The following is a 24,297-nucleotide window of genomic DNA, read 5'->3' on the forward strand; positions in this document are numbered from 1 at the left end:
CGGGGCTGCGGGTCACGTTGGCCGCCGGTGCAAGCACCTGCTCGGCGAAGCCGCCAAGTATCCCGAATGCCGAAACCCGATCTCCCACCGTGAATTCGGATTCCTCGGGCGCCCATTCGACCACACCGGCGGCCTCCATGCCGGGGATGAACGGCGGCGGCAGCTTGAGCTGGTATTCGCCTTTGCTCAGCAGCAGGTCGGGAAAGCAGACCCCGGCGGCCCGCACACCGATGACCAGGACGTCATCGTTACCGGCGACGTCTGGGACATCGGTGTAGACAAGACCATCTGGGCCTGAAAGCTCCTGTACAACACAGGCTTTCATGCTGGCGCGATCAGCGGATCGAGAAGTTTGCCGCCTTAGCCGCGGACAAGTCGTCGATCACGCCCCAGTGCGAGGCGATGTCGTCGACCGACGGCGGCGTTTTGAAGGTGACGCCCTCGTTCTGGAACAGCGCGGTGCGCTGTACCTTGCCACCGCCGACGATGAAGATCGAGCCGGTGTCGGGCACCTCTTCGGTGACCAGGTAAGCCACCACCGGCGCCACGTACTCCGGCGTGAGGTTCTTCAACACCTCGGGAGGCAGGATGTCCTCGGTCATCCGGGTGGCCGCGATCGGCGCCAGCGCGTTGGCCTTGATGTTGTACTTGGCGCCCTCCTGGGCCAGCGTGTTGATCAAGCCGACCAGGCCCAGCTTGGCGGCGCCGTAGTTGGCCTGACCGAAGTTGCCGAACAGCCCACTGGTCGAGGTGGCCACGAGGACTCGGCCGTAGCTCTGCTCGCGGAAATGCGGCCAGGCCGCACGGATGACGTTGTAGCCGCCGTAGAGGTGCACCTTGAGCACGGAATCCCAGTTCTCGAACGACATCTTGTGGAAGGTGCCGTCACGCAGGATGCCGGCGTTGCTCACGACGCCGTCGATCTTGCCGAATTCGTCGAGTGCGGTCTTGATGATGTTCTCCGCGCCCTGGGACTCGGCCACGCTGTCGTAGTTGGCGACCGCGCGGCCACCGGCGTCCTTGATCTCCTTGACGACGTCGTCGGCCATGTTGTGTCCGGCGCCGGTGCCGTCGCGGGACCCGCCGAGGTCATTGACCACGACGCTCGCGCCTTCCTTGGCGAGGGTCAGCGCGTATTCGCGGCCCAAGCCACCGCCGGCTCCCGTAACGACGACAACGCGATCCTGCACTCCGGGCATTACGTTCCTATCTCTCGATCCTCAGTGACCAACGGATTGAATGGGGGCGCCGAACGCTAGAACAACCGGCGCGCCAACTTCCACGCCTTCTCTGTATACGGCGGGTAGATGAAGCTGGCGATGTCGGGTCGGGTCGGCTTGGTCAGCACGGACTTGCGGTGGCTGAACTCCTCGAAGCCGAACTTGCCGTGGTAGGCGCCCAGCCCGGACGGGCCGACGCCGCCGAACGGCAGTTTGTGGGTGGCGAAGTGGAACAGCAGGTGGTTGACCACCATGCCGCCCGCCGGCACCTCCTTGATCACCCGTTCCCGGACGGCCTTGGCCTTGGTGAACAGGTAGGCGGCCAGCGGCTTGGGCCGCGAGTTCACGAATTCGATTGCCTCGTCCAGGTTTTGAACGGTCACGACCGGGAGGATCGGGCCGAAGATCTCGTCGGTCATCAACGGCTCGTCGGCGGCGGGGTCGACCACCACGGTGGGCTGAATGCTCATGCTCGATGCGTCCGAGCCACCGCCGATGGCGACGTTGCCCTTGGTCGCGGCGAGTGCGGCGGTGAGCCGGTTGAAATGCCGCTCGTTGACGATCCGCTTACCGCCGGTGGCATTCTCCGCCTCGAACCCGGTGATCGCCTTCTGGATCTCGTCGACTAGTTGGTCGCGGATCGGCGCCTCAGCCAGGACATAGTCGGGCGCGATGCAAATTTGGCCGGAGTTGATCAGCTTGGTCCACGCGATCCGCTTTGCGGCGACCTTGATGTCGGCGTCTGCCGACACAATGACCGGGCTCTTGCCACCGAGCTCGAGCGTCACGGGCGTCAGCTGCGACGCCGCGCCCTCGTAGACCTTGCGCCCGATTTCGGTGCCGCCGGTGAACAGCAGGTGGTCGAAGCCCTGCGCGATGAGCTCCTGGCTGACAGCGCCGTCGCCCTCGATGACGGCGATCGCGTCGCTGTCGAGGTAGCGCGGCACCAGCTCGGCCATCAGCGCCGAGGAAGCGGGCGCCACCTCAGACGGCTTGAGCAGCACGGTGTTGCCCGCGGCGATCGCGCCGACAGCGGGGCCCAGCGTCAGAGCAAACGGGAAGTTCCACGCGCCGATGATCAGCACGGTGCCGTACGGCTCGTACTCCACCCAGCCGCGGCCAGGCAGCTGCGACATCTCGAGCCGGTGGTGACGCCGCTTCGCCCACTTGCCCACGTTCTTCGCGGCGTAGGTGCACTCGCCGGCGGTGCTGGCGACGTCGGCGAGCCACGCCTCGAACGGCGACCGCCCCAGATCCTTCTCCAGGGCGTCGGCGATCTTGGTTTCGTTCTCGATGATCAGCCGCTTGAGCGCTAGCAATTGCTCCTTACGCCACTGGATGCTGCGGGTTTTGCCGGTGGCAAATGTCTTGCGCAACCGCGCAACCGTCTTGGCGACATCGGAGCCAGTGGCCGGGGCCGCGGGTGCGGCTGGTGCAGTGATCTCGGTGGTTTCGGTGGTCATGGGGATTCCTTCCTCGACCGGCGAAAACCCAATCCTAATCAACCAGCCGGTTGGGCAACAGGTGCCCTCAGCTAATGGCGGCGCGTACCGTCACGGCTTTTCGGCGGAGATCCAGACGGCCCGGAACGTTGCGGCGATGCTGGGATCCTCCGGCAGCGGCCGACCGACCTGAGTGAGGTAGTCACGGCCCTGTACGGCTTCAACACGCCACTGATGGTTGTCGAACCAGGCCGCAGGATCGCAGCGTTCGTCCTCGGTGTACCAGAGGTCGCCGGGGTCGAAGACGTTCTCATCACCCAGTCGTCGGCGCAGTTCTTCGGCTCGAATCCGGCGCTTTTCGTAGCCCTCGCGTGCCGCGTCGTCGAGGGTGAAGTCCTCGATGCAGGTCCGGCTACCGGGCGCGCTCAGCGCATCGATGTCGGCGAACAGCCGCGCCTCGGCCTCGCCCGGCAGGAACATCAGCAGGCCTTCGGCCAGCCACGCGGTGGGCTGCGTGGGGTCGAATCCGTTGTCACGCAATGCTTTCGGCCAGTCGAACCGCAAGTCGGCCGCCACCTCACGCCGGTCCGCCACCGGTTGTACGCCGTGGGCGGCCAGCGTCGTGGATTTGTACTCCAGCACCTTGGGCTGATCGATCTCGTACACCGTGGTGCCGGACGGCCAATCCAGCCGGTAAGCCCGCGAATCCAGCCCGGAGGCCAGGATCACATGCTGACGAATGCCTGCCGCCGCCGCGGTGGCGAAGTACGCATCGAAGAAGTGGGTACGCGCGGCCTGGTAGTTGACCATGTGTGCCCGGATCGCCGCCTGCTGCGGATCGGCCGTGTAGGTGGTGTTCATCTTGCCGACCAGATCGGCAAGCTCCGGGCCGTCGATCAGCAGCTGTGCGAACTCGTCGCGGATCAGCGGCTGCTCGCTGGCCGTCTCGACGGCTCGCGCGGAGGCGACCATGACAGCGGTCGCACCCACGCTGGTGGCGATGTCCCAGGTGTCGCCGTGGGAGCGACCCGTGCTGTTCATGCGCGTTCGGCGGTCACGAACTGCGAGAGGGCATCCCGGTCGTCGCCGGACGGCACGCCGTCCACCCAGCGGTTCAGCCGGCGCATCTCGTCGCCGGAGTTCTGCCCGGTGGCCCGCCAGCCGTGGTCGTTGAGCCAGGCGGCGACGTCGGCACGATCGTCGTCGTGGTAGATCAGGTCCTGGATGTCGACGCTGCGCTCGATGCCGAGTTTGGCGGCCACCCGCTCGAGGCGGTCCCGCATCTCCTGGCGACGCTCGTCGGCGTGGTTGGCCGCGGTTTCGGCGGCAATCCGGCTGCCCGGTGCGCTCAACTCGGTGATCTGTGTGAACAGCCGGTCCTGAGCCTCGGCGGGCAGGTACATCAGCAATCCCTCGGCCAGCCACGCGGTCGGCGCCTTCGGGTCGAAGCCCGCCGCGATCAGCGCCGCCGGCCAGTCCTGCCGCAGGTCGATCGGCACCTCATGGCGATCGGTCGCCGGTGTGGCGCCGTGTGCGGCCAGCGTCGCCGCCTTGTACTCCAGCACCTTGGGCTGATCGATCTCGTACACCGTGGTGCCGGCCGGCCATTCCAGCCGGTACGCGCGCGAATCCAGGCCGGAGGCCAGGATCACCACCTGCCGGATGCCGGCGGCGGCCGCCCCGGCGAAGTGGGCGTCGAAGAAGTGGGTGCGCACCGCTTGATAGCTGCGCATGTGCTCGAAGACCGCCGCCGCCTCGGCGTCGATCGACGCCACCTTGGCGAGCAAGGAGCCGTCCAGCATCTTCTCCCATACGCCGGTACCGGCCTGGTTGACCAGCACCTTCGCGTACGGGTCGCGGATCAACGGGTCGGGCTTGTCGGTTTCGGCGGCGCGGGCTGCGGCCACCATCACCGCCGTGGTGCCGACGCTGGTCGCGATGTCCCAAGTGTCGTCATGACTGCGCAAGGTGCTCATCCGGCTCCTGCCTCCTGCGAATGTGGTTGGTAATCAATCGGTTGCGCCGAGTTGGGCGCGCAGCAAAGTGGTGGTGAAGGCCTCGTTGACCAGGTCCGGCGGTATCGGCCGGCCCAGCCGCGCCATCTCCGTGGCGTTGCCCACCGCGGTCACCTGCCAACCGTGGTCGGTCAGCCATTCCGCGGCGTCGGTCCGGTCGCTTTCCTGGTAGGTCAGGGTTTCGACGTTGATATCGAGGCCGAGGCGTTGGCGCATCCGGTCGAAGCGGGCACGCCGCGCGGTGCGACGGGCCTCGTTGTCGGCCGCGCCCAGGCTGAACGCCTCGACGGCCACGCGACTGCCGGGTGCGCTCAGGCCGGTCAGAATCTCGAACAGCCGGTCCTGGGCTTCGGCCGGGAGATAGGGCAGCAGGCCCTCGGCCAGCCAGGCGGTCGGTTGGCTCGGGTCGAAGCCCGCAGCCGTCAGCGCGGCGGCCCAATCGTCGCGAAGATCGATCTGGACAGTGCGCCGATCGGCGGTCGGGGCGGCACCGGCCGACTCCAACGTGGATGTCTTATAGGCGACCACCTGAGGCTGGTCGATCTCATAGACCGTGCTGCCGGCGGGCCAATCCAGCCGGAACGCCCGCGAATCCAGGCCCGCGGCGAGAATCACCACCTGTCGGATTCCGGCGGCGACGGCCTCATTGAAGTAGGAGTCGAAGTAGTGCGTGCGCACGGCTTGGTAGTCGATGGCCAGCCGATGAGAGCGGCGTCCGTGGTCGTCGTCGCCGATCCACTCCAGCGAGCTGGCCAGCCGCGCCCATGGCTGCCCGGCGGTGGAGACCAATAGGTAGGCGAACTCATCGCGGATCAGCGGATCTGCTGCTCCGGTCTCGACGGCGCGGGCCGCGGCAACGCTCAAGGCGGTGGCGCCCACGCTTTCGGTGATGTCCCAGCTGTCGCCGTCGGTACGAACGGAGCTCACGTTGGATAGACCAGTCATAGCGCGTTCGATCGTACCTAATAACTTAGGCAATCTATATGGTTCTGTGCGCTACATCACTGCAGTTAGCCGTGCCGCCGGGCCAGGCTGCGGGCCAACATCGTCTTGAGTTGATCGGTGATGGGGTCGAGCTCGTGCCGGCTGCCGATGAAGCCAGCATAAAAACCCACACCCAACAGCACTGCGAGCAACATCTCGGTGAGCGCCGAGGCGTCGGTGTCCGCGTTCAGCTCGCCTCGCTGGATTCCGTCGTTGATCGCCCACGACAGAAACGCCCTGGTGGTGCTGACCGAATCCGTTCCGGGCCGGCTCAGTTCGGGGTGGCGCTGCGACTCCAGCGTTGCGGTGATCAAGAACGCCGCTGCCGTGCGGTTTTCGATTTCGGCCTCGATCGAGCCCTCGATGAACGCGGCCACCCGAGCCGTGAGACTTGTCTCAGCCTGCGCCCGCTGAGCGCTCGCGGCGACGACGGCATTGTTGGTCTCTTCCAGCACCTGCCAATACAAGGCGCGCTTGTTTGCGAAGTAGTGATTGATCGCAGGCCGGGTCAGGTCAGCTCGGATCGCTATCGCCTGAAATGTCGCGGCGTCGTAGCCGCGTTCGCTGAACACCTCGCGAGCCGCTCGCAAGATGCGCTGACGTGTTTCAGCTGCCTTTGCTGCGGGGGGGCGACCCGGCCCCCGACTCGCGGGCTGCACCACAGTATGAATTGTGCCACAGCTCACACTCTTGACCGCCGAGTCGGGAGAACCGCCGGTTAGCCAGCAGTGGCTACACCGTGCGGTGGGGCATCAGTCCATCGGCCGGCACGCTGCCGAACTTGCCGGACTGGAAATCTTCGACCGCCTGGATCACTTCGGCCTTGGTATTCATCACGAACGGGCCGTAGTGGAACACCGGCTCGCGGATCGGCCGGCCGCCGAGGATCAGCACCTCCATCGCGGGCACCCGTGAGTCCTGCGATGGCCCGGCGTTGACCGTGATCCGATCGCCGGGACCCAGGACCGCCAGTTGACCCTGCTGGACCGGGTGCGCGATCGGGCCGACCGAGCCGCGGCCGGCGAGGACGTAAACCAGTGCGTTGTAGTCCCGGTTCCACGGGATGTTCAGCCGTGCACCCGGTTGAATTGTCGCGTGCGCCATCGTGATCGGCGTGTGCGTGACGCCAGGCCCGCTGTGGCCATCGATTTGCCCGGCGATGACGCGCATCAGCGCGCCGCCATCGTCAGAGGACAGCAGCGCGACGTCGGCGCCTTCGATGGCCTGGTATCGAGGGGTGGCGAACTTGTCTTTCTTCGGCAGGTTCACCCAGAGCTGGACGCCGTGGAAGACGCCACCGCTCTCGACGAGTTCGGCGGGCGGCGTTTCGATGTGCAGGATTCCAGCTCCGGCCGTCATCCACTGAGTCGCGCCGTCGGCGATCAGCCCGCCCCCGCCGTGTGAATCCTGGTGGGCGAACCGGCCGTCGATCATGTAGGTGACCGTCTCGAATCCGCGGTGCGGGTGCCAGTCAGTGCCTCTGGGTTCGCCCGGCTGGTATTCCACCTCGCCCATCTGGTCCATATGGACGAACGGATCCAGTGCGGCGCTGCTGACCCCGGCGAACGCACGGACGACCGGGAACCCCTCGCCCTCATAGCCACGTGGCCCGGAGGTGATCGAGCGGACGGGGCGTTCGGTATCGGTCGGACCGGCTGCGGACACCCGCGGCAGGGCCAATGTGTCTGCGATGATCGCGGGCATCTTCAGCCTCCTTGTGCTTCGATACCCGATATAACCGGACCGCGGTCCGATTATTCCTTGACCGGCACGGCCCGGCCCGCATCAACTCAGCGCTTGCTCCGTGCGGACTTCGCCGCCGTCTTCTCGGTGGAGGTGCCCTCGTGAGCTAACGCGCCGCCGGAGTTCTCCAGGTGTGCGCGGACGAACCACTGGAACTTCTCCAACTCGGCAGCGTGGCCGATCAGGATGTCCTGGGTGACCGGATCCAGCTTCTCGGTTTCGGCGATCCCCTTGCGGGTGTCTTCGATGACGCCGTTGTAGACCAGGTCGACCGCGGCCAGGTGTGCCTGCACCGTGTCACGGCCCACCGAGTAGTCGTCCCAGGTGCGGTCTTTGAGAATCGCGCCCGGCGTCCCTTGCGGCGATCCACCCAGAGTCGCGATCCGCTCAGCCACTTCGTCGGCATAACCGCGGACCAACTCAACCTGCGGGTCGATCATTTCGTGCACCCCAATGAAGTTGGGGCCGACCACATTCCAGTGGACATGCTTCAGCGTGAGATGGAGGTCGTTGTAGGTGCTCAACTGCTTCTGCAGCAGATCGGCGATCTTGGCTCCCTGTTTATCGGTCAAGCCCGGGACAGTGAATTGGGTCATGGCTACCTCCTTGAGGTCATCCCCTCCGTCGGGCGACGGATACCCGATGACCGTGGGAAGTACACCCAGCCCAGATCACAGCGCGCGAATGTCCTGCACCGGCAGGCGAGCGCCCCGGCGCGGCTCGTAGGCAAGTCGGCTGGCTTCCAGCAACCGGACCACCCGGTGACGGTGCGGACGCATCGGTTCGAGAAGTTCGACCATCTCGTCGTCGTCGATCGGGCGTCCCAGCAACGTCCAACCGACCATCTTGGAGATGTGGTAGTCGCCGACCGACAGCGCATCGGCATCACCGAACGCACGCTGTGCCACCTCGGCCGCTGTCCAGATCCCGACTCCGGGCAGCGACATCAGCGCCTCGCGGGCCTTCACCGCCGGCCACGACGTCAGCCGCTCCAACGACGACGCCCGCTGCGCGCAACCGACGACGGTGCGGGCGCGTCCCGGATCGACATTGGCGCGGTGAAACTCCCACGACGGAATGCGCCGCCACCCTTCGGCGGACGGCAGCACCCGCATCCGCGCAGGTGCTGGTCCCGGTGCAGGCGTCCCGAACTTGGTGACCAGTAAGCGCCAGGCGCGAAAGGCGTCCGCACCGGGCACACGCTGCTCGAGCACGGCGGGGATCAGCGCCTCCAACACCTGATCGGTACGACCGAGTCGCAGATGCGGCACCCGCTGATGCGCGGCGACGACGATCGGGTCGACGGGCGCGAAATCCGACGAATCGTCTTGAGCGCCAAGCATTGCCGGAAGGGCATCGATGAATTCTTCAGCGCCGCTCCCCCAGGCCGTGCAATCGACTGCGTTGGCCGCAGCGCGGCCCATGCGGGCTGTAGTCGGCCCGCTGTGCATCCGGCTGGTCCGCCAGATCGCGCCGTCGTCGTCGACCTGGAAACACGGATCACCAGGGCCACGACGCAGCGGGAAGAGTGTGAGCCCCGGGCTGACCGGACCGGGGAACGTCACCGTGCGAGCGCTACTCACCATCTGCTCCCGCCGGATACGCAACTGCTCGATCCCGACGATCATAAGTCCGGCTTCGGACACGCATCCTTATCCGGCCCGTCATTGACCGGCAACTGTGTTCCGCGCAGGATGGCGATGTGACGACGCCGTTCGACGATCCGCAGGCCGAGCTGGCGTGGATGTTTCTGCAGTGCTTGTCCGACGGCGGCGACGTCGACGAATGCTTCGGGCTACTGAGCGATGACTTCACCTACTGGAGCCTGCTGACCCGCAGTTCGGTCGACAAGGCGACGCTGCGCGACGAAGTCGAGCGGCGCAGACGCCTGGTCGAGCTGAACTTGGACTTCATCCAGTGCTTCAACGACGGCGAGTGCGTGGTGATCGAGGCCGAAGCCGACGGGGACACCGCCGACGGCGTGCACTACAACAGCCCAGCTGTCTTCATCTTCGAAACCCGTGACGGCCTCATCGCGTCGCTGCGCGAATACAGCGACACCCAGCTGACCTCGCACGTATTCGGCTCGGCGAACGGCTAACCGGTTTCGACGCTGATGTCAGCCTTGTCGGGATAGAACGCCACGTGGCCGGCGATGGCCGCGACCGCCGGGTAGGGCTGTTCGTACGTCCAGATCACGTCATCGACAGTCCCCGCGGCGGTGGTCACGCTGTAGTAGCCGGCCTCGCCCTTGTACGGGCAGTAGCTGCTGGTATCGGTGTGGACGAGTCGGTCCTGCGCTACATCCTTGAGCGGAATGTATTGCACGGCAGGATAAGTGGATTCCTGAAGCTGTAACGCCTGGTAGCTGTCGGCGACGACTTCGCCGTTGACGCGAACCACCACCCGGGTTCCCGTCGGGTTGATCGTGATCGGATGCTCGGCGGTCGGCTCGAGAACGGGTCGGCTGGTCATGATGATGTCTCCTCACGTGCGGATAGATGGTTCAACGCCAGCCGGCGCTCAAGATTCCCGTCGCAGGCCGACGATTCACCCCGCCGGTGCCAGCATGTCCTTCCACCCGGAGTCCCCGGTGTGCCGCGAATCCTCGAGGGTGTACTTGGCGCCGTCGGGCCCGACCACTTCGCCGCTGGACGGCACATAGATCGCGGCCGGGCCGGCCGGCGTGTAGGTGCACGGGTTGGGCTGTTGGCCATTGCACCGCACGGTGCCCGATCCGGGTCGCTGCAGCGGATCGTTGACCGGCGCAGCCGGCGGGGGCAGCCGATCGGCCGGTGCCGGGTTGAGGCCGTTGTTGATCGTCGGTGCCGGGATCACCTTTCCCGGGTCGACCGGTTGGTCGCAGCGAGCCCCGGGCGCCGGGCAGTTGCGGATCTGGTTCGGATCGCCGTACCAAGGGTTGGTGCCCAGCGGAACGTACGGCTTGCTGTCGCGGCATTCCTGTGGGGTCGCCGCTCGCTTGCCCGGGACGTCGACACACGGATAGTTGCGCGCACCGCGCACCACGTTGGCCGGAGTGTCCTGCGGGATCTTGCAGTACGTCCCTTCCGGCAGCGGTGCCGTGCTGATGTCCGCGGGTGAGCGCCACTCCGAGGCCGGCAGGAAGCCGGTCAGGCACGGCGGGGGGTTGTTCAGCGACAGGTTGAGATTCATCAGCACCGACCCCGGAGCGGACGCGATCAAAGTCTGTGCAACCGAGCCGATCTCGGGCAGGAACACCAACAGCTGCTCCAGACCCTTGTTGTAGCGCTTGAGCATGTCGGCGACGACTTCCAGGTTCGCCAGCGTCTGCGGCAGCGACTCGCGGACGTCGTTGAAGACGTCGTTGACCTGATCGGCCGTCGGCGCGGCCTTCGAAAGGATGCTTTGCACGTGCTGGTCGGTGTGCGCCGTCTGGGCGGTGAGCACCTTGAGGTTGCGCGACCACTGCGCGATCGAGTCGCCCGATTCGACCTGACTGTCCAGGATCGGTGCCGCGTTCGCGATGATGTCCTCGACGTCGGACATGTTCGCCTCGAAGTCACCGACGATGGACTGCGTCGAGTCGACAAGTCGTTGCAGCGCAGGCCCCAATCCGCCTACCGCCTCGGCTGTTTCGTCGAGCAGCGACGCGATCTTCTTCTTTGGGAGCACGGACAGCCCGCGATTGGCCGCGTCGAGCGCGGGACCTATTTCGCTGGGCACGGTGGCTTTGGTGATGGTCTGCCCGGGCGAGAAGAACTTCCCCGGGTCACCGGTGGACACCAGATCCAGGTACTGCTCGCCGATCGCCGATACCGAGTGCACATTGGCCGACGCGTCGAGCGGGATCTTGTACCCGCTGTCGATGCTCAGCGTCGCCCTGACACCGTGTGCGGTCGGTTGGACCTTGGTGACCCGGCCGATCTGGATACCCCGATAGGTGACGTTTGACGTGCGATACAGCCCGCCCGACGCGGGCAGCTCCACGACCAGCTGATACTGACCGACGCCGAGTTGGCTCGGGATACGAAGGTAATACCAGCCCAGTGCGACCAGCGCCGCTAATGTCAAGGCGGCGAACACAATCAACTGCGTGCGTATGAAGCGAGTCAGCATCCGTTATTCGCCTCGCTCCACCGGCGCATCGGCCGGGTTGGGCGTGAAGCGGACATCCGGAACCATTGTGGACGGGTCGCGGCCCCAGGACTGCTCGAGGGCACGCAATGCTCCGGAGAACCCGGTTCCGGTGAAGATCGCGTTGTCGACGGTGCTCAGCGTCAAATCGAGCGCTCCGGAAACGTTGATGTAGTCCCCGCGAACGATCTTCGGCACGCTGTCGACGGCGAACGGCGGCGACAGCAGCAGCATCAGCGCATCAACCAAATATGGTGCGGCACGGCCGAGTTGCTTGAGTGTCGGCTGCAGCTCTTGTAAGTCCTTGTGAAGATCGCCGCGCGCGTTCGACAGGGTCTGGCCGGTGACGTTGCTGATCCGCCCCACCGCTTCGACGGTGTTGGCGAACAGGTCGCGTTGCTGCGCGAAATGATCCACCAATGGCGGGAATTCGGTGAGTACTCGGTCCAAGGTGTCGGTGCGGTTGCCCGCGTAGGACAGCAGTCGGTCGGTGGAGTCGATCGCGTGGCGGATGTCGTCGCGTTGCGCGTTCAATTCGCGCGCGAACGTGTCCAGCTTTCCCAGGAAATCCCGGATCTGCTGAGCGCGGCCGGCCAGGATCTTGTAGACCTCGTCCTGGACGACCTCGAGATTCGGAATACCGCCGCCACGCAACACCATCGCAAGGCTGGCGAGCGTCTGCTCGGTGGACGGAAATGCCGACGAATTGTTCAGCTGGATGATGTCGCCGGCCTTCAGCGGCTGTGGCGACGGATCCGGCGGTGCGGCTAATTCGATGTGCTGTGAACCCAACAGGCTGGTCTGGCCGATCTTCGCGGTCGCGTTCTTCGGAAGCTTGACGCCCTTGTCCAAATCCACTGTCAGTGTGGCGACCCAGTTCTTCAGGTCGATCGAACGGACCGTGCCGACGAAGACATCGGCCACCAGGACTCGGCTATTTCCGTTCAGCGCCATCGTGTTTGGCATCTGAACAAAGATTTTGTAGGAGCCCGGACCGCTACCGGGCCCACCGGGCAGCGGAACATTGGCGATACCGCGCCAGTTCCCGCATGAGGTCAGCACGACCGTGAGCGTCAGCAGCGCCACCGCCTGCAGCGCCTTGCGCCGCATCGACCGCATCGCGCTCATCGGGGGGTCCCCGGAGGTATCGGCGCCTCGGCTGCGCCGAGCGGAAGATCAGGTGGTGGTGGTGGTGGCGCCGTCGGCGACGGCAACGGCTGCGGGTACCACGGCGGAGGCAGCGGGTTGTTCTCGTCGTACGCATTGGGCGGCCCGGTCATGGTCCGCGCCGGTGGTGGCGGCGGGATGTCGGGCCCACCCATCAACTCGGCCAACGACGCCGGCGTCAGGAGGTTCGCCGTGGCCGGCTGGACCTGCACTCCCTGCATTCCGGGAGCGACAATCCAGCCGGGCTCCGAATTCCGATGGGACCACTGGGTATCCGGTGAGAAGATACCGGGCACAGTCGTGTCTTTGAAGCCGGGTGGCGGCTGAAGACGCGGCTCAGAGTACGCGATGTTCTTCGGCAACGTGTCCGCGCTGCTGAACAGATTGATCCCGTATGGGAAATAGTTGAACTTGATCGCATCCATGACGGGTGCCAGGTATTGCGCGCAAAGCTCCGCCGAGTCCTGATAACCCAGCCGGCTGCCGGCTTGAATGGCGCTGCAAATGAACTGCATTGGGTTGGCAAAGTTGTTGAAGGCGGCCACGCCGCTCAGACTCCCGTGGGCTGGTTCGTAAATAGCCTGTACGTTGGCGGCCATGTTCGGCAGGATGTGCAGCGCGGTTTCTAAACCGTCGCGCGGGGTGGGCTGCATGATCGCGGTCGTCACATCACCAAGGTTGTTGACATCGTGGGTCAGGGCGTCGCGGTTCTCGGTCAGGAATTTCTGTGCGGTGGACAGCAGGCTGTCAGTTTGCTCAATTGCGTTGGTGGCGGATTGATCCGAGCTGGTGAGGTTGTCGGTCAACATCGCCAGATCGGTATTCAGTGCCACGAACTGCTGATCGTCCTGATGGAGCGCGTTGACGAACATCGCCAAACTGCGCAGCACCGAGAAGAAGTCACCACGGCCCTCGTCCAGGGTGCTCAGCGCATTCGACAGACTGTTCAGCGTGGCGTTGATCTGCTGCCCCTTGCCGGCCAGCCCGTCGGCGAAGGACTCGATCACGTCACCGAAGGGGCCCTTGGGCTGATCCTTGCTCGGTCCGAGTTTGTCGATGATGTGAGTGACGCTGTTGCGCAGTTCATCCCATTCCACCGGAACCTGCGTGCGTTCGATCGGGATCACGGCGTTGTCGGCTAACTGCGGCCCACCCTTGTACGGCGGCTCCAACTGGATGCTGCGGGAGGCGACCAGGGTCGGGTTGAGCACGACCGCGGACGCATTGGCCGGCACCTTGTATTTGTTCTGGTAATGGAAGGTCACCTTCGTCCGGTCGCCGGTGGGTTCGATCTTGTCGATCGCACCGATCCGGATGCCCATGATCTGGACCTTGTCCCCGGCGTAGAGGGCGTTGGCCGCCGGGAAGTAGGCGATCACGGTGTTGTTGGTCAGCTTTTCATAGAGCTGCCAGCCCACCAGCGCGGCGATGAGACCCACCGTGACGACCAGCGATCCGACAATCACCGCGGCTTTGGACAGCGGCGGCAGTCGTAGCTTTCGGATGTCGAAGATCGTGCTCATTACCTGCTACCCCCGTCCCCGCCGGGCGTTATGAATGGCGCCGGAAGCTGCGGCCCCGGGCCCGCAGGTGCGGGTGGTCCGGGCGGCAAACCGGGTGCCAAGGTCGAGGGCGCAGCAGGCCCTGGCGGAAGCAAGCTATCCCGCCGCGCCCCCGGCGGCGCGTTCGGCGGCAACTGCACCGGTGTACCCGGCACGTTCGGCGGCAGCTCTCCGGGCAGCCCGGCATCGGGAATCCCGGGTGTCGGTGGCAGCCCATGAGGATTCGGCGGCAGTGAAAGCACGTCGGGCAGAACCGGATACGGCCCGTTGGGCCCGAACGGACCCTGCCCTTGATCGAGGTGGGCGCACGGCAGCGGGTTGCCCGGCCGCGGTGACATCTCCGGCGACGGCGCATAGGAGCACGGCGATCCCGGCGCCACGGCCGGCCCTGGGTGGTCCGGGGTTCCTTCGAGCACAGTCGGCGCCGGCGGCGGAGCGCCGTTGGGGAGGCGTGTGCCGTTCGGGTCGGGCCACCGGAAAGCGGGCAATCCCGCACTGCGCCAGAAGTTCTCCGGATCGATACCGCGCTTCTTGAACGCCGCATCGACCCATGGCTGCAGGATCTGGTAGGGCAGCAAATTGCCGATCATCACCTTGAAGTACGGGCCCGACCCGACCGCCTCGCTCAGCGCCGCGGTGTAGCTGCGCAGCGTATGCAGCACGGAGACAAGGTCGTTCTTGTGCTCAACCAGGACATCGGTGACGGTGCGCAGCTGCTCGAGCAGATGATGGAGGTTCGGGTTGTCGTGGATCAAGCCCTGCACCTGCGTGGAAAATGCCGATACGTTGGCCAGCAGCGCCGCAATGGCTTTGCCACGTTCGTTGAATGTGGCCAGCAACGACTGGGTGTTCCGTAGCAGCGCGTTGATCTGCTTGCTGCGATCACCGAGCACGCTGGCAACTTTCCTGGCCTCGGTGAGCAGGTGCTTGAGCTCGTCGTCGCGTTTGCCGATGATGTCGGAGAACTTGGACACGCCGTCGAGCGCCGCGCTCAAGTGCGGATAGGTCTGATTGATGGTGTGCGACAGAACATTCAGTGATTGTTTGACGGTGTCGATGTTCCAGCCGGCAGCCCCCTTGGTGACATCGAAGAACGCGTCGTACACCTGGTAGGGAGTAGTGCTCTGACCGATCGGCAGGACGTCGTTCGGTTTCATCGGTTTAGCGCCGCGTGGCTCTATCTCCAGCACCTTCTTGCCCAGCAGGGTGTCGGTCCGGATCGCCACCCGGCTCTCGGTGCCGATGGTGTGCGTCCCGGCGGTGAACTCCATCACGACGTGATCGCCGTCGATCGAGAGAGCTTGCACCGTACCGACATCCATACCCACGATGCGGACTTTGTCACCCTTGCTCATTCCGCCCGAGTCGCTGAATTGCGCATAATAGCTCGCGGTCGCGAACAACATTGGGAGGCTGCTGAAGCTCTGTCCCACACCGACAATGAGGACCACCAGCGCAATCGCAAGCGCCCCGACGCGCACTCGATTGGCAGGCTGAAGCGTTCTCATTTCAGCGTGCACCTGCCCGATGGCTGTTGAAAAAGTTTCACCGAGCGGACCGGACCACCCGGTTGAAGTCCGTTGACCTTGAGTGAAAGGTCGCAGAGATAGAAGTTGAAGAAGTCGCCGTAGATCCCGCTGGCGCGGCCGATGATGTTGAACGCAGCGGGCACTTTCCCGACCAGGTCCCCGACCCGGTCGCGCTGCTCGACGAGCGGCTCGGCGATGGTTTCCAAGCGATTCACCGTCTCGTGTATCAGGGCCCGGTTGTCGGCCAGCAGGTCGGCTATTGTTCCCGCCGCGTTGCTGATGCGCGCGGTACCGTCCGCAAGCGGGGTGGCCCGGTCCTTCAGCCCGGTGATGAGCACCTCGAATTTGTCGATGGTGGAGTCGAATTGGTCGCGGTGCTTGACGGTGGTGTCCAGCACCGTGTTCAGGTTGTGGATCACGGCCCCGATCGCCTGATCGCTTTCGGCCAGGCGGTCGGTCAGCTGCGCCGTCTGGTCGAGGATGTCGTTGATGGTGCCGCCTTCGCCCTGGAAGACGGTGATGATCGACGATGCGATGGTGTTGACCTTCTGCGGATCCAGCGCCCGAAACAGCGGCTTGAAACCGCCGATCAGGGCGTCCAGGTCGAGCGCGGGCTGGGTTCGCGCCAGCGGGATGAATCCGCCTGGTGGCAACGTGGTTTCCGCGTTTTCTCCGGTCCCCCGACTGATTTCCAGGTACCGATTGCCGATCAGATCCTGGTAACGGATTTGCGCGGTCGTCGACTGGTACAGCTGCACCGAGCGATCGACGGCGAAGTCAACCCGTATCCGCTTGTCGCCCTCGACCAATTCGACCTTTTTGACCTTGCCCACTTCGACGCCCGAGGCCCGGACGAACTGACCGGCGCGCAAGCCGCTGGCGTTGCTGAACTCCGCGGAATAGCTGTTGGTGCGGTCGAAGCGCACCTGGCCGAAAACCACCACGATGACTGCGGTGAACAACAGCTGCACGGAGACGACCGCAGCGAGCCGCGCGACTGTACCGGTGATTCTCATGGGTTGATCGTGTTCTCCCCGTACTGTCGCCCCCACACGTACTCGTTGGCCAGCGGCTGACCCAACTCGAAGTGGTTATAGGGCGCAATGCTGTTGCCGGAGTCCATCACCAGGTACGGCGCCGGCCACAGGTCACGGGTGATCGGCGACCAGCAGCCCGCTTTGCCGCCCGGTCCTCCGTGACCGTTGATCCGGGGCAGATTGTCTGGATACACATACGGGTTCTCCGAGCCGGCGATTGCCACCCCGAGTTGGGCCGCATAGTGATTGCCGCTCTCCAGCGCGGCGACTTTCGGTGCGACGTCTGCGAAGTTGCGAATGGTGCAGAACGCCTGCGGGCTGTAGGTATCGAGCAAATGGACACTCGGAAACAGGTCGGCCGTAAGACGTTCCAGATAAGGCTTGCTGCGGGTGAAGATGTCGTTTCCGGTGTTGGCGAAGCCGATCGCGGCCAGCAGCGCCGCATCGAGTTCGGCCTGACGATGATTGAGCGTGTGCGCTGTGGTCACGGCATTCTCAAGTGCGTCAAAAAGATCCGGCGCAGCCTTGGCGTAGACATCGCCGAGCGCCGCGAGTTGCTGAATGTCGTGGCGAATCTTCGGCATGCGCGGATTCAGGTCGCCGAGGATCTTGTTGCCGTTGACGATCGACTTCCCGAACTTCTCGCCCAATCCCGTCAGCGCCTGCGCCGCGGCGCCAAGCGTGAGATTGACCTTCACCGGATCGACATTGTCGGCAAGCTCCACCAGCGTCTGGAAGACGGTGTTGAACTCCGTCGTGACCGACGTCGCGTCGATCACTGAGGACGATGTAATCCGTTGCGGTGCTGGCTCTTTAGGCGATGTGAGCGATACGTATTTGTTGCCGAACACCGTGGTGGCCTGGATTTTGGCGATCACGTTGAGCGGGATGAGGTCGACGTATTGCGGGTCGACATCGAGGATGAATCGAGCGGCCGGCTGACCGCGGTGCTCGACCTCGGAGATGCCGGCGACCCGTCCGATACTCACGCCGTTGTAGGTGACCTTGGACCCCTGATCCATCACCAGCCCAGCGCGCGCGGCCAGCATCGTGAGCTTGGTCTTCGGCGTGAAGTCACCGCGAAACTGCCCGTATATCAACGCAAATAGCAGCGTGCATGCCAGGAGCAATCCGACACCGGCAGCGGTGTCGGGCCAGGTCCGCGTCCTTCGCTCCTTCGTTGCCGTCGCCATTGCCGGTCAGACCGTGAGGTTGAAGTTCGGGTCGACGCCGTAGAGCGCAAGCGAGGTCAGCAGGACGACGATCACGGTCGACACCAGCGAAAAACGCATCGACCGGCCGACCGCCTCGCCCACACCTACCGGACCGCCGCTGGCGTTGTAGCCGTAATAGCAGTGGGTGATCATCACGATCACCGCCATGACGATGACTTCCCCACCCGACCAGAACACGTCCTCGGTGCGCAGGAAGGTCCGGAAGTAATGCTCGTAGGTGCCCACTGACTGCCCGTAGAACAGCGTGGTGACGACTCGCCCCGACAGGAACGACATGACGAGCGCCATCGCATAGAGCGGGACGACCACCACCAGCCCCGCCATCAGCCGGGTCGACACCAGGAACGCCACCGACTTGATGCCCATCACCTCGAGCGCGTCGATCTCCTCGCTGATTCGCATCGCACCCAACTCCGCAGTCGCGCCCGCTCCGACTGTGGCCGCCAGCGCGACACCGGTGACGACCGCGGTGACGACGCGCACGTTGGCCAGCGCGGCGAAGAACCCGGTGAACGCCTCGACCCCGATGTTGCCCAGCGACGCGAAACCTTGAATGGCGATCAGCGAGCCGCCGGACAGCGTCACGAAACCCACGATCGCCGCGGTGCCGCCTACGACGGCCATCGCTCCGGTGCCCATGCCGATCTGGGCGATCAGCCGCAATGTCTCCCTGCGGTAGCGCCGCAACGCCCATCCGATCGACCAGGCGCCGATGATGGAGAACCGGGTCAGGTGTCCGGCCCTGTTGAGTCCGCGGATGGCCCCGCCGGCGTAGTGGTTGATGCCGCCTACTGCGCGGGGGTAACGCGCGCGAAGCACCGCCGCGGTCGACACGTCAGCGACCCGTCCCGAATCGCACGCCGATCGTGGTCAGCACCACGTTGACCGCGAACAGCGCGATCACGCACAGCACCAGGGTCTCGTTGACCGCGATGCCGACACCTTTGGGGCCGCCCTTGGTGGTCAGCCCGCGATAGCAACCGACGAGCCCCGCGATCATCCCGAAGATCGCGGCCTTGATCGTCGCGATGAGCACTTCAGGTAAGCCGGTGACCAGCGTCAGGGTGGCGAGATAGGCCCCGCCCGAGACATTTTGGAGCTTGACGCCGAACAGGAATCCGCCGACCAAGCCGATGGTGATGACGGTTCCGTTGAGCAGCGTTGCGACGACCGTCGCAGCCACCACGCGCGGTACCACCAACCGGTGGATGGGATCGATGCCGAGGACCTCCATCGCATCGATCTCTTCACGAATGGTGCGCGCACCCAGGTCGGCACAGATGGCCGTCGAGCCGGCACCGGCCACCACCAGCACGGTGGTCAGCGGGCCCAGCTGGGTCACGGCCCCCAGGGCGGCGCCCGCACCTGAGATGTCGGCGGCGCCGAAGGCGGCGAGCAACGTGTTGAGCGTGAAGACGATCAGCACGGTCAGCGGTATCGAGACCGCGACGGTGGGCAGCAACGCCACTCGAGTGATGAACCAGGTTTGAACGATGAACTCGTTCCAGTGAAAAGGCCGGCGGAACAATGCTTTTCCGGCCAGCACACACATCCGGGCGAATCCACCGACCGTCGCCAAGATCGGCGTGAGTTGGTCACGCACATAGCCGACGAGCCCGACCGGGGCCGTAGCGGTCACCGTGACTCCACCGCCCAAACGCGAAAGCGATCGAGCGGGTGACGTGCTTCAGCGCGGTGCCGCCACACATCCACCATGCGTCACACTATGTAACAAAAATCACTTCAGTTACCTGAGACACGCGGGGAGGCGGGCGTCAGAAGTTAAGCGCGATTCCGATTTACTCGGATGGCGCAGCCTTACTGTTTCGTCTGGCATTCTTCATGTCGGCCCAGAACCGCGCGGCCTCCCGAATTGACTCTTCGACCGGCCTTGGCTGCCAACCCAATTCGCGGCTGGCCTTGCTGTGGTCGACAGGGGCTTCGGCGCGCATCATCCGCACCGACGCCATGCTGAGCTCGGCGTCCTTGCCCGTCAACCGGGCCCGCAAGCTCCCCATCGCAGCCAAACCGTAGAGCACCGGCACAGAGATGGATCGCCGGGGCGGCGGCACCCCCGCCTCGTCGGCCGCGATCTCGACCACCTCTTTCATCGCGATCATCCGCTCGGAAATCAAATAGCGTTCACCCGTGCGGCCCCGCTCGGCCGCCAACAGCATCGCCCGCGCGGCGTCGTCGACGCCGACGACTTCCAACTGAATGCCGTTCATCGAGAACGGCAATTTCCCGAACACCGCGCCGGCGATGAATGCGCCGTGCGGTGTGCGGCCCCAGTCGCCACTGCCGTAGGTCGTCGAGACGCACATGGCGACCGCGGGCAACCCGGCTTCGGCCGCGTACTGCAGCACCAGGTCTTCGGCCTGGACCCGCGAGTCCACGTATGGCGTGAGGTTGCGGCGGTCGATGGGGTCGTCCTCAGTGGCCACATGGCCGTGACGACGGCCCACTGTGGCGTACGTACTGGTGAACACGAATCGCTTCAGCGTGGCCGAAATAGGTTCTGCGACAGCGACATCCAGGACACTACGCAGCCCCTCGACATTCGTGTGAAACAGCGGTGACGGGTCTTGCAGCCAGGCGCGGGTGTCGACCACGCAGTAGTACACCTCGCCGCAGCCTGACATCGCCTCGCGCACGGTGGCCGTATCGAACACGTCACCGTGAAAGCGCGTGACGTCCAGGTCGTCGATGCTGCGGGTATTGGCGGCCGGGCGAACCATGGCGCGCACATCGGCGCCCGCGGCGACGAGCTGGCGGGTGACATGCGAGCCCAGGAAACCATTGGCACCGATGACCAGCTTGGGTGCGCTCACTGCATTCCTCCGTACGTCTGCAGCCAGCGAGCAGCATCATCGTCGAGCGTGCCAAGCGCCTCGGCCTTTTTGCACCACTTGATGCCCGCCTGGAGAAAGCGCAACGGGTTGTAGATGTCTTCTTGCCGGCACCATAGGCCGTCGCCCGCGTAAGTGATGATCGAGATGTTCGTCGCGCTGATGATCGTGCCGTCGCCGGGGTCGACCATCGGGTTGTCGAGTTCGCAGATTATCCGGCCGCCTGCCTCGTCGATCACCGACCACAGCGACGGGAATGCCGTCATGTGGCTGCCTGGAAAAGTCGTCATCGTCTCGCGGATCCAGGCGAGTACCTGATCGCGGCCCTTCATGGTGCCGGCCGCGTGCTCGATGTAGTCGACGTCCGGGGTGTAGTGCTGCACCCACTGGTCCCAGTTCTTGGTCTCGGCCGCACGGGCCACGGTCTGCTCGAACGTATCGAATGCGGCGGCGAGCTCGTCGCGGGTAAAAGCCTGCTTCACGCAAGAAACTAGAACACGTTCTATTGCACTTTGTCGAGCAAGTGGATAATCGGGCAGATGACGGACTACAAGAAGGCAATACTGGCCGGCGGCTGCTTCTGGGGCATGCAGGACCTGATCCGCAAGCAGCCCGGCGTGGTCGCGACCAGGGTCGGCTACACCGGCGACCCGAATGTCCGCAACGCCACGTACCGCAACCACGGAACGCACGCCGAAGCCATCGAGATCACCTATGACCCGGCGCGCACCGACTACCGGGCCATGCTGGAGTTCTTCTTCCAGATCCACGACCCGACCACCAAGAACCGCCAGGGCAACGACATCGGCCCCAGCTATCGCTCGGCGATCTTCTACCTCGACGACGACCAGAAGCGCATTGCGCTTGACACCATCGCCGATGTCGAGGCATCCGGCTTGTGGCCCGGCAAGGTGGTGACCGAGGTCAGCCCAGCCGGCGACTTCTGGCAGGCCGAACCTGAGCACCAGGACTACCTGCTGAACTACCCGAGCGGTTACACCTGCCACTTCATCAGGCCGGGCTGGAAGTTGCCGCGTCGGGCCTCGGCCCAGGCGTAACGCCTACCCGCGGCCGGCCGGTACCAGCCCGGGATCCGCCGCCAGCCGGAACGTCGCGCGCATCGCGTCGATCGCGGCGGCACTGCCGTCGAACTTGCACCGCCGCAATGCGGCCTTTCGTTCAGCGGCGGTGGCCCCAAGACGTGCGGTGATCAGATCTGCCGCGGTCGCGGTGACGGTAACGGCCGGCGGATCCGCCGCGGCGGTCAGCCCATCCGTGGTCACCCCGAATCCGAAACGTCGGCCGTCTATGTCGACCCTGTACGACGCGGACTCATCCGGGACCTGAGTCGGATCGAAGCCGAGCAGTATGCCGGCCAGAAATCCGTTCAACGGTGTCAGCGCGCTTTCGCTCGGTTCGAGGAACTCCAGTCCGAAGGTGGCGACGGCCCGGATCACTGGCGGCACTTTCCGCCAACCTTCGTCGCTCAGGGTGTAGACGGTGCGGGCCACCGGCGGCGGTAATTCGCTGCGGCGGATCAGACCGGCATCTTCGAGCTCACGTAACCGGTCGGCGAGCAGGTTCGTGGCGATGCCCGGAAGGGCGGCCCGCATATCGCCGTAGCGTCGCGCGCCCCCGATGAGTTCGCGCAGGATCAGCAGCGTCCATCGCTCGCCGAGGACGTCCAGCCCGCGTGCTATCGGGCAGTTCTGGTTGTAGCTCTTGCGGCCGGCCACACGGCCACTCTATCCCACTGAACGTGTTAATCAAGTTATTACTTGATTTTCTTGTCTGTCGAGTTTACGGTTCTGTCTATGCACCGCATCCGCCTGACGGTATTCCGTGATCGTCCAATCGCCGCACTGACCACCATCTGTCTCAGCGTGTTCGTCATCAGCGTCGACGCCACCATCGTCAACGTCGCTCTGCCGACCCTGTCAAGAGAACTGAACGCCGATACCGCGCAACTGCAGTGGATCGTGGACGCCTACACCCTCGTGATGGCCGGCCTGTTGTTGTCGGTAGGCAGCCTCAGCGACCGGTACGGTCGGCGCGGTTGGCTCAGCGGCGGGCTTGCCGTGTTCGCAATGACATCCGTCCTTGCGGCGCAATCGAACTCGTCGGAAGCCCTGATCGCAGCCCGCGCTGCGATGGGGGTTGGCGCCGCGGTGATCTTTCCGACCACGCTGGCTCTGATCACGAACATCTTCACCGATCCGGTGCCGCGGGCCAAAGCGATCGGCGTCTGGGCGGCAATGGTCGGTGTGGGCGTCGCTGTCGGGCCGATGGCCGGCGGCTGGCTGCTTGAGCACTTTTCATGGGGGTCAATCTTTTTGGTGAACGTACCGATCGCCACGGTCGCAATTGTGGGTGGGATGCTGTTCGTTCCGACGTCGCGTGATCCGTCCGCGCCGAGGGTCGATATGCCCGGGCTCATCATGTCCAGCGTCGGTGTGACGGCGCTGATTTACACGGTCATCGAAGCCCCGCAATGGGGATGGGCCACGGCACGGACTGTGACGGGTTTTGGTATCGCCACGATTGTCCTCACCGCCTTCGCACTCTGGGAGCGGCGTACTTCGCACCCGATGCTCGACGTGTCGGTGTTCGCGAACCGGCGATTCTCCGGCGGGAGCCTGGCGGTGACCGCGGGTTTCCTCACCCTGTTCGGCTTCATCTTCGTGATCACTCAGTACTTCCAATTCATAAAGAGCTACAGCGCATTCGAGGCAGGCGTGCGGCTACTGCCCGTTGCCATCTCGATCGCCGTCGCCAGTGCGCTCGGTCCGCGCATGGCGGAGCGCGTCGGTACCACAGCGGTCGTTGCGGTGGGTCTCGCGATATTCGCAGGCGGGCTCGCGTGGGCTTCCACCGCCGATGCAGCCACGCCCTACCTGCAGATCGCCGGGCAGATGGTGCTGCTTGGCGGCGGCCTCGGCCTGACCATCGCGCCGGCGACCGAAGCGATCATGGGTTCGCTCTCTGTCGATAAGGCGGGGATCGGTTCGGCGGTCAACGACACGACACGCGAGCTGGGCGGCACCCTCGGCGTGGCGATCGTCGGCAGCGTGTTCGCGTCGATCTATTCCAGGCGCATCGACTCCGCACCGGCTATTTCGGCGCTGCCGGCAGACGTCCGGTCCACGATGGAACACTCGACGGCCGGTGCGTACAAGGTCATCGGCCAACTGCCCGCCGTGCAGGCCGCCGGTGTGCGCGATGCCGTCAACCACGCGTTTCTCGGTGGCATGCAGATTGGCTCCCTGGTCTGCGCGGCCATCGCGCTGACCGCGGCGGTCGTCGTCGCGGTTCTGCTACCCGCCCGGGGACGCCGATCGGCGGCCGAAATTCCGGAGCCGGTTGGTTCCGAGGCGGCGATCATCTGACAAAGGCTGCCG

The 24,297-nt window shown here is 64.9% G+C and carries 25 protein-coding genes; 3 read left to right on the plus strand and 22 right to left on the minus strand.

Going from position 1 to position 24,297, the window contains the following annotated elements:
* From WAO18_RS01455 to WAO18_RS01500, 10 genes are all read right to left on the minus strand, one after another.
* On the minus strand, nt 1-325 hold a 325-nt coding region (locus WAO18_RS01455), incomplete at its 3' end, for an alcohol dehydrogenase catalytic domain-containing protein (RefSeq protein WP_422203268.1).
* Between the two features lie 10 nt (nt 326-335).
* Nucleotides 336-1,199 (minus strand): SDR family oxidoreductase, encoded by an 864-nt coding sequence (locus WAO18_RS01460; protein ID WP_422203269.1) that lies wholly within the window; start codon nt 1,197-1,199, stop codon nt 336-338.
* Nucleotides 1,200-1,255: 56 nt separating this feature from the next.
* Nucleotides 1,256-2,683, minus strand: a complete 1,428-nt coding sequence (locus WAO18_RS01465; RefSeq protein WP_422203270.1) for an aldehyde dehydrogenase family protein — start codon at nt 2,681-2,683, stop codon at nt 1,256-1,258.
* Between the two features lie 90 nt (nt 2,684-2,773).
* A complete protein-coding gene (locus tag WAO18_RS01470; RefSeq protein ID WP_422203271.1) occupies nt 2,774-3,703 on the minus strand; it encodes an SAM-dependent methyltransferase in 930 nt (309 codons plus the stop codon).
* Nucleotides 3,700-4,638 carry a class I SAM-dependent methyltransferase gene (locus WAO18_RS01475; RefSeq protein WP_422203272.1) on the minus strand — a complete coding sequence of 313 codons (939 nt, stop codon included), beginning with the start codon at nt 4,636-4,638 and terminating at the stop codon, nt 3,700-3,702. The genes WAO18_RS01470 and WAO18_RS01475 overlap by 4 nt, the downstream gene beginning before the upstream one ends.
* A gap of 33 nt (nt 4,639-4,671) precedes the next feature.
* Entirely contained in the window at nt 4,672-5,622 is a 951-nt protein-coding gene (locus WAO18_RS01480; protein ID WP_422203274.1) for a class I SAM-dependent methyltransferase, read from the minus strand.
* 65 nt (nt 5,623-5,687) lie between these two features.
* A complete protein-coding gene (locus WAO18_RS01485; protein ID WP_422203276.1) occupies nt 5,688-6,323 on the minus strand; it encodes a TetR/AcrR family transcriptional regulator in 636 nt (211 codons plus the stop codon).
* A 70-nt stretch (nt 6,324-6,393) separates the two neighbouring features.
* The gene (locus WAO18_RS01490) at nt 6,394-7,365 is read right to left on the minus strand and encodes a pirin family protein (RefSeq protein ID WP_422203278.1); all 972 of its coding nucleotides are present in this window, start codon (nt 7,363-7,365) and stop codon (nt 6,394-6,396) included.
* An 86-nt stretch (nt 7,366-7,451) separates the two neighbouring features.
* On the minus strand, nt 7,452-8,000 hold the full coding sequence (locus tag WAO18_RS01495; RefSeq protein ID WP_422203280.1) for a Dps family protein: 549 nt from the start codon (nt 7,998-8,000) through the stop codon (nt 7,452-7,454).
* A 75-nt stretch (nt 8,001-8,075) separates the two neighbouring features.
* Nucleotides 8,076-8,990 (minus strand): DNA-3-methyladenine glycosylase family protein, encoded by a 915-nt coding sequence (locus tag WAO18_RS01500; RefSeq protein WP_422203323.1) that lies wholly within the window; start codon nt 8,988-8,990, stop codon nt 8,076-8,078.
* A gap of 116 nt (nt 8,991-9,106) precedes the next feature.
* On the opposite strand from WAO18_RS01500, the gene WAO18_RS01505 reads away from it, so the two are divergent.
* Nucleotides 9,107-9,505, plus strand: coding sequence for a nuclear transport factor 2 family protein (locus WAO18_RS01505; protein ID WP_422203282.1), 399 nt, complete (start codon nt 9,107-9,109; stop codon nt 9,503-9,505).
* On the opposite strand, the gene WAO18_RS01510 is transcribed toward WAO18_RS01505, so the two are convergent.
* The 11 genes from WAO18_RS01510 to WAO18_RS01560 form a co-directional block, all read right to left on the minus strand.
* On the minus strand, nt 9,502-9,879 hold the full coding sequence (locus WAO18_RS01510) for a DUF427 domain-containing protein (RefSeq protein ID WP_422203284.1): 378 nt from the start codon (nt 9,877-9,879) through the stop codon (nt 9,502-9,504). The two genes, WAO18_RS01505 and WAO18_RS01510, sit on opposite strands and share 4 nt — an antisense overlap.
* 75 nt (nt 9,880-9,954) lie before the next feature.
* Nucleotides 9,955-11,502 (minus strand): MCE family protein, encoded by a 1,548-nt coding sequence (locus tag WAO18_RS01515; protein WP_422203286.1) that lies wholly within the window; start codon nt 11,500-11,502, stop codon nt 9,955-9,957.
* A gap of 3 nt (nt 11,503-11,505) precedes the next feature.
* Entirely contained in the window at nt 11,506-12,648 is a 1,143-nt protein-coding gene (locus WAO18_RS01520) for a virulence factor Mce family protein (RefSeq protein ID WP_422203287.1), read from the minus strand.
* Nucleotides 12,645-14,210, minus strand: a complete 1,566-nt coding sequence (locus tag WAO18_RS01525; RefSeq protein WP_422203289.1) for a virulence factor Mce family protein — start codon at nt 14,208-14,210, stop codon at nt 12,645-12,647. Before WAO18_RS01525 ends, WAO18_RS01520 begins: the two co-directional genes overlap by 4 nt.
* Entirely contained in the window at nt 14,210-15,757 is a 1,548-nt protein-coding gene (locus tag WAO18_RS01530) for an MCE family protein (RefSeq protein WP_422203291.1), read from the minus strand. Before WAO18_RS01530 ends, WAO18_RS01525 begins: the two co-directional genes overlap by 1 nt.
* Nucleotides 15,754-16,794: a virulence factor Mce family protein gene (locus WAO18_RS01535; RefSeq protein WP_422203293.1), complete on the minus strand. Its 1,041-nt coding sequence runs from the start codon at nt 16,792-16,794 to the stop codon at nt 15,754-15,756. The genes WAO18_RS01530 and WAO18_RS01535 overlap by 4 nt, the downstream gene beginning before the upstream one ends.
* Nucleotides 16,791-18,008 carry an MCE family protein gene (locus WAO18_RS01540; RefSeq protein WP_422203295.1) on the minus strand — a complete coding sequence of 406 codons (1,218 nt, stop codon included), beginning with the start codon at nt 18,006-18,008 and terminating at the stop codon, nt 16,791-16,793. Before WAO18_RS01540 ends, WAO18_RS01535 begins: the two co-directional genes overlap by 4 nt.
* A 6-nt stretch (nt 18,009-18,014) precedes the next feature.
* Nucleotides 18,015-18,884, minus strand: a complete 870-nt coding sequence (locus tag WAO18_RS01545; RefSeq protein ID WP_422203297.1) for an ABC transporter permease — start codon at nt 18,882-18,884, stop codon at nt 18,015-18,017.
* A gap of 1 nt (nt 18,885) precedes the next feature.
* Nucleotides 18,886-19,689, minus strand: a complete 804-nt coding sequence (locus WAO18_RS01550; protein WP_422203299.1) for an MlaE family ABC transporter permease — start codon at nt 19,687-19,689, stop codon at nt 18,886-18,888.
* A gap of 160 nt (nt 19,690-19,849) precedes the next feature.
* Nucleotides 19,850-20,881: an NAD-dependent epimerase/dehydratase family protein gene (locus WAO18_RS01555; protein WP_422203301.1), complete on the minus strand. Its 1,032-nt coding sequence runs from the start codon at nt 20,879-20,881 to the stop codon at nt 19,850-19,852.
* A complete protein-coding gene (locus tag WAO18_RS01560) occupies nt 20,878-21,381 on the minus strand; it encodes a nuclear transport factor 2 family protein (RefSeq protein WP_422203303.1) in 504 nt (167 codons plus the stop codon). The genes WAO18_RS01555 and WAO18_RS01560 overlap by 4 nt, the downstream gene beginning before the upstream one ends.
* 57 nt (nt 21,382-21,438) lie before the next feature.
* Between WAO18_RS01560 and msrA the strand changes: the two genes are divergently transcribed.
* Nucleotides 21,439-21,957, plus strand: coding sequence for a peptide-methionine (S)-S-oxide reductase MsrA (gene msrA, locus WAO18_RS01565; RefSeq protein ID WP_422203305.1), 519 nt, complete (start codon nt 21,439-21,441; stop codon nt 21,955-21,957).
* Nucleotides 21,958-21,960: 3 nt separating this feature from the next.
* Here msrA and WAO18_RS01570 read toward each other — a convergent pair whose 3' ends face one another.
* On the minus strand, nt 21,961-22,635 hold the full coding sequence (locus WAO18_RS01570) for a winged helix-turn-helix transcriptional regulator (RefSeq protein WP_422203306.1): 675 nt from the start codon (nt 22,633-22,635) through the stop codon (nt 21,961-21,963).
* Nucleotides 22,636-22,713: 78 nt separating this feature from the next.
* Here WAO18_RS01570 and WAO18_RS01575 point away from each other — a divergent pair, with 78 nt between their 5' ends.
* Complete coding sequence (locus WAO18_RS01575) at nt 22,714-24,285, plus strand: DHA2 family efflux MFS transporter permease subunit (RefSeq protein WP_422203308.1); 1,572 nt, start codon at nt 22,714-22,716, stop codon at nt 24,283-24,285.
* The last annotated feature ends 12 nt before the right edge of the window (nt 24,286-24,297 follow it).

It is taken from the genome of Mycobacterium sp., from assembly GCF_049278535.1.
Classification (GTDB): domain Bacteria; phylum Actinomycetota; class Actinomycetes; order Mycobacteriales; family Mycobacteriaceae; genus Mycobacterium.